The sequence below is a fragment of the Caballeronia choica genome, from assembly GCF_001544535.1.
Lineage (GTDB): Bacteria > Pseudomonadota > Gammaproteobacteria > Burkholderiales > Burkholderiaceae > Caballeronia > Caballeronia choica.
Map to the genome: position 1 here is coordinate 1 of NZ_FCON02000290.1, position 5,172 is coordinate 5,172.

6 protein-coding genes are annotated in these 5,172 nt (G+C 63.3%); 2 read left to right on the plus strand and 4 right to left on the minus strand.

Going from position 1 to position 5,172, the window contains the following annotated elements; all coding sequences use genetic code 11:
• Window positions 1-106: 106 nt before the first annotated feature.
• The 4 genes from AWB68_RS42490 to AWB68_RS42505 form a co-directional block, all read right to left on the minus strand.
• The gene (locus AWB68_RS42490) at window positions 107-2,176 is read right to left on the minus strand and encodes a recombinase family protein (RefSeq protein ID WP_087650113.1); all 2,070 of its coding nucleotides are present in this window, start codon (window positions 2,174-2,176) and stop codon (window positions 107-109) included.
• The gene (locus AWB68_RS42495) at window positions 2,166-2,429 is read right to left on the minus strand and encodes a hypothetical protein (RefSeq protein WP_087650114.1); all 264 of its coding nucleotides are present in this window, start codon (window positions 2,427-2,429) and stop codon (window positions 2,166-2,168) included. The genes AWB68_RS42490 and AWB68_RS42495 overlap by 11 nt, the downstream gene beginning before the upstream one ends.
• 41 nt (window positions 2,430-2,470) lie before the next feature.
• On the minus strand, window positions 2,471-2,929 hold the full coding sequence (locus tag AWB68_RS42500; RefSeq protein WP_087650115.1) for a helix-turn-helix domain-containing protein: 459 nt from the start codon (window positions 2,927-2,929) through the stop codon (window positions 2,471-2,473).
• Between the two features lie 257 nt (window positions 2,930-3,186).
• Entirely contained in the window at window positions 3,187-3,528 is a 342-nt protein-coding gene (locus AWB68_RS42505) for a DUF5372 family protein (RefSeq protein WP_160110178.1), read from the minus strand.
• Between AWB68_RS42505 and AWB68_RS42510 the strand changes: the two genes are divergently transcribed.
• Complete coding sequence (locus AWB68_RS42510) at window positions 3,465-4,331, plus strand: Mu transposase domain-containing protein (RefSeq protein ID WP_235028822.1); 867 nt, start codon at window positions 3,465-3,467, stop codon at window positions 4,329-4,331. The genes AWB68_RS42505 and AWB68_RS42510 overlap by 64 nt on opposite strands.
• On the plus strand, window positions 4,312-5,094 hold the full coding sequence (gene istB / locus AWB68_RS42515) for an IS21-like element helper ATPase IstB (RefSeq protein ID WP_087650116.1): 783 nt from the start codon (window positions 4,312-4,314) through the stop codon (window positions 5,092-5,094). Before AWB68_RS42510 ends, istB begins: the two co-directional genes overlap by 20 nt.
• Window positions 5,095-5,172: the final 78 nt, after the last annotated feature.

Below are 5,172 nucleotides of genomic sequence, written 5' to 3' on the forward strand. Positions count from 1 at the left end.
AACCCGAGGCTGCTCGCATTTGCCGCGCATTACCGGTTCGAGCCCCGACCGGTGGCGGTTTACCGCGGCAACGAGAAGGAGTGAGGTTCATGTTGCCTCCTGTTGGTTACGTGGAACTATGGTTTTGCGCAGCAGATTTGCGAGGCCGCCCGATCGCGGGCCTCACGAGTGTGCTCTGGTCAGGTGGAAGATATAGGCAATGGCCGGAGCCACTGAGGACTTCGCGGTGAAGCACGCCCCGGTGCCCCCAGTGATGGACGGTGGCCACACACACGCCCAACTTCTTCGCTATCTCCTCAGCTGCGAGGAAGCCTCGTGCGCGAAGGCGTTCGTAGTGGCTGCTGAGCTTGTACGCACGGCGCAGGCGGCGCACCTTCAGATACGTGAACGGCTCTTGTCGCCAGTTGCCGTACCCCATCTCATTAAGGCGCTTGGCGACTTGCGCGTCACTGCAGGACTCGAGCAGCTGATCGATTGCGGCGACGACCTCTGGAGTGGTCTTGCGCACCATGCCAATCGGCAAGTTTCGAGCGAGGCGAATCGAGCTGGTTTGTCCGCCGCGCCAGCGAATGCCGGCAGTGATGTGGGTGCGATCGGCGACGACCGTGACGTCCTCGATCAGCAAGGCCAGCATGCGCTTGCGCTCCACGGACGCGGTTCTGGGATCATTCCAGACCCGCGGGAAGTTGAGCGCTATGTCGGCTATTCTCTCGCGTGCCTGAGCGTCAAGCGTCTTCGCATCGGCTTCACGTTGCACGTCATGGCTTTGCTGCAAGGCAGTGATCTGACGCAGACGGTCGTTCCAGTCGGCCTCCAGAGCGTCGGCTACCAAGCGGTTGTCAGGGTCGACCTTGAGGTACCGTCGGCGGGCCAGGTCGGCGTCGTAGCGCGCACCCTCGAGCTGCTTGCGGCGTAGTGCATCGGCTTGCTCGATGCGAGCTGCAATCTCATCGTGCACTTGCACGGCCACCTCCAGCGCGGCCGGAGCGACCTTGTCCATCAACAGCGCGCTGATGGCCGCATCCAGCCCGCGGCCTTGGAAGCTCTGACACGCCTTGGCGGCGCGACGCACGGCTGCCTCGACGCACTGATAGGTGGCTAGCGAGCCGCTCGCGGCCTGTTGATAGCGCGTGCGCATGCGCGCGCCGCAGCGTCCGCATACCACGCGTCCCTGGAGCAGTCCGACCCCTTCCCTAGGTTGGCTGCCACGGGCGGCGATGCCGAACGAGACGCTGTTGCGGCGCAACGTGTCCTGGTTGCGTTCGAACTCATCCCAGGTGATGTAGCCGGGGTGCGCGTCGCGGATTAGCGTGTGCCACTGCTCGCGCGGCACTTCCAGCAAGTGCGAGCGAAGCTCGGTGTCGTACGACGTCCTGCGGCGCCCGTAGACGAAGGCGCCGGCATAACGAGGGTTGTGCAACACCTCAGTGATGCGTCGATGATCGATCGCGCCCCAGAGCACGTCTCCCTTACCGAGGCCGCGCTGCAACCGTCGCGGGAAGCTCACGCCTTCACGCTCGAAGCGGCGCACGACTGCGCTGGCCGCACCCGTTTGGCGGTAGGTGTCGAAGAGGAATTGCAATGCGCCCCGGACCTGGGCATCCGGGTCGAGCACGACCGCTCCGTTGGGCGCATAGATCAGCCCCACCGGCAGCGGTATCTCCAGCTCACCGCGGCTCGCCTTGTTGCGCATGCCCCCTTGCAGGCGCGCCTTCAGGATGTGCAACTCGGCCTCGCTCATAGCGCCCTTCAATCCAAGCAGCAGCCGGTCGTTGAAGTGCGCCGGATCGTAGATCCCATCTTGGTCGAGGACTAACGTATGCGACAGCGCCGCAAGTTCGAGCAAACGGTGCCAGTCGGCGTTGTTGCGTGCCAGGCGCGACACCTCCAGACCGAGGACGATGCCCGCCCGTCCCATCGCCACTTGCGACACGAGGTGCTGGAAGCCATCGCGGTTTTGCGCTGCCGCGCCAGACAGGCCGAGGTCGTTGTCGATGGTATGTACACGCTCAAGCGGCCAGCCCAACGCGACTGCGCGATCGCGCAGCGCATATTGGCGCTGCGTGCTCTCGGTGTTCTCCAGCACCTGGCGCAGGCTGGACTGCCGGACGTACAGGTAGGCGTCGCGGCGCAGATGATCGGCGGTGACTTTGTGGGAGAAGCTTTCAGACGACATGAGACACCTCCTGCTGGTAGAGCAAGATCATGTTGGCCAACAGCCGCACGAGGGCCGGGTCGGTTACCGACGCAGCGCCAGGTGCAGCGGCGGGAGCGGGCAATGATGTGGACGCTGGCGCGGCCATCGCGCAGATAACCTTCAAGCCGCCAAGCAGACCGTGATACGTCACCGCCGCCAGGCCCTCGGGGCGGGCCTGCGCGCGCAGCACGGCGCTGCGCAGGTGTTCGTAGGCGTCGATGTGGCGGGTCACTTCATCTCCTGACGACGCTGCGTTTGCGCATAGAGCGGGTCTCAGCGTTTTTTTTTCCGCGCGAGGGCGCGTTCAATGCTGCGTGGATGCACGTCGAGATCCAACTCCTCACGCAAGGTCCCGGCCAGCGCCCTCGCGTGCAGGCCGGGGTCCTCGGCCTGGCGTTGCTCAACGAATGCCACGACCTCGTCGGTCAACTTGTGTGCCCCCTTAGGCCCGCGTTGCCCGGGCAAGAGTCCGGCAATCCCGCCGAGCGTGAAGGCGTTGAGCGCTTGGTAGAAGGCCTGGCGCGACATGCCATACGAGGCTGCGGCCTGGGCCTTGGGAGCCCCACCGTGGCTGACTTCGCGAAGCATCTCGTATTTCACTTGAACGAGGTCGTGAGGGTCGAAGAAGGCGCTGTTCCGGAAGTGCTCGGCACGCACGCGCTCCGGATGCAAGTTGAGCGAGTCGTTTTCCCTGAGGCGGTCTGCCTTTGGATTGCGCTTGGCCTTACTCATGACGTTGTATCCTGGTAATCAGAATGCACCATAATATATGCCGCCAACAACCAAAGATCAAGAATAACTCTGATGCCGGATTCATAAACAACGCACTGACAAGTCAGTGTGCATCATCGGCTCCGATGCACTCTTTATCCCTACAAACTTGCCAGTTAATCTTTGAACCGAACGGGAAATACAAGGCATTTGACAACTTATGCGCCACACCGGAATCGCAGATAGCGGCATAATTTGTCGGTCAGTAGCGGCGTATTTTATGGAGCACTTTCGTCGTCTTGATCTGCCCGCATCTGGGAGATGAGTGCGCTCAGCCGCAGCAGGTCGTCCACGCGGAACCAACTGCGTCCACCTGATGCGGACATGAACGAGTCGAGCTCGTGCAAGTTCGTCCACGACGTCAGCATCGAGCGCAGCTGCCCTTGTGCGTCGTAGTACATGACCCGGTCCTCACCCCAAGTCTTCTTGCGAGTCGCGGCCTCCAGTTGCTCGCCCCGCTTCGGGTGGAACGGGTGGGTGATTTCAGCAACTACGGTTGCTTGACCGTTCGCACTGCAGTCACTTGGGGACTTACGAGAAAGGCAGGATCGAACGGGCAATTCGCCATATACGCGATGCGTTCTTCGCGGCGCGCACCTTCACTGATCTCGACGATCTGAACGCACAGGCTGAGCACTGGTGTCGTACCCAGGCGGCCGACCGTCCATGTCCGGAGGATCGCGCCATGACGGTACGCGAGGCCTTCGCAAAGGAGCAGCCGTTGCTGCTGCCGCTGCCGGAGAACCCGTACCCCGTGGAGGAGCATCTCGAGGTCAGGGTCGGCAAGACGCCGTACGTGCGCTTCGATTTGAATGATTACACGATCCCTGCCGCGCATGTGCGTCGCACGCTGACGGTACGCGCCGATCTGCAGCAGGTGCGTGTGTTCGACGGCGCCCAGGTGATTGCCCGCCATCCCCGCAGCTATGACCGCGACGCGCAGATCGAACTGCCCGGGCACATCCATGAACTCAAGGAACGCAAACGCCAGGCGAGCCAGCATCGCGGCGTCAACAGCCTGACGAAGGCCGTGCCGGCCAGCCAGTTACTGCTCACGCGCGCGGCTGAGCGCGGCGCGAACCTCGGCGCGCTCACGAACGGGTTGCTGCGCCTGCTCGAGCGTTACGGCGCGGCCGAACTGCAGGCCGCAGTGGAGGACGCGCTCGCGGCAGGCGTACCCCACACCAACACCGTGCGTCTGGCGCTGGAGCGCCGGCGTGCCGAGCGCGGTGAGCCGCCTCCGGTCGCGATGAGTCTGCCCGAGCACGTGCGGCGCAAGGACACGCCGGTGCAGCCGCACCGGCTCGACAGCTACGATCAACTGACCACGGACAATGGTGACCATGAACCCGAAAACCACTGATATCCTGCTCGCACGCGCGCAGACGTTGCGCCTGAACGGTCTGGTCGGGCACTGGTCCGAAGTAAGCGGCGCTGAATGGGTCGCTCCGCTTATCCAGTGGGAAGAGGACGAGCGCACCCACCGATCCCTGCAGCGGCGCATCCGCGCCGCGAAGCTCGGTGACTTCAAGTCGCTGGGCGACTTCGACTGGCAATGGCCCAAACGAATCGATCGCGTGGCTGTCAATGAACTGATGTCACTGGAGTTCGTCAGGGAGGCAACCAACGCCGTGTTCATCGGCCCGAACGGCGTGGGTAAATCGACGCTGGCGCAGAACGTGGCTCATCAGGCGCTCATCCAGGGCCACACCGTGCTGTTCAGGGCCGCCGGAGAAATGCTCGGCGAACTTGCCGCGCTCGATAGCGATTCGGCGTTGCGCCGGCGTCTGCACTACTACGCAACGCCGGAACTGCTCTGTATCGACGAAGTCGGCTATCTGTCGTACTCAAACCGGTATGCCGACCTGCTGTTCGAATTGATCAGCAGGAGAAACGGGGCACGTTCTACGATCGTCACGACCAACAAACCGTTCTCGGCCTGGTCCGAGGTGTTCCCGAATGCCGCCTGCGTCGTCTCGCTGGTGGACCGGCTGGTGCATCGCGCCGAGGTCATCTCGATCGAGGGCGAATCCTACCGTCTCAAGGAAGCGCGCGAGCGCGCCGAAGCACGTTCCCGAAGGCGAGCGGCGAAGAAGAGCGGCGCACAGGAAGGAGCGGACGAATGAGTCCAACGCCCTTGCTGCCATCGGGCCGACGGCATGGCCTGCCGTTCGTCGTGCCCGAAGACTGGACACCCGAGCAGG

Bases quoted from the DNA above. Each gene is read 5' to 3' on its own strand.
- AWB68_RS42500 (WP_087650115.1), bottom strand. From the start codon at position 2,929: ATGAGTAAGGCCAAGCGCAATCCAAAGGCAGACCGCCTCAGGGAAAAC.
- istB (WP_087650116.1), top strand. From the start codon at position 4,312: ATGAACCCGAAAACCACTGATATCCTGCTCGCACGCGCGCAGACGTTG.
- AWB68_RS42490 (WP_087650113.1), bottom strand. From the start codon at position 2,176: ATGTCGTCTGAAAGCTTCTCCCACAAAGTCACCGCCGATCATCTGCGC.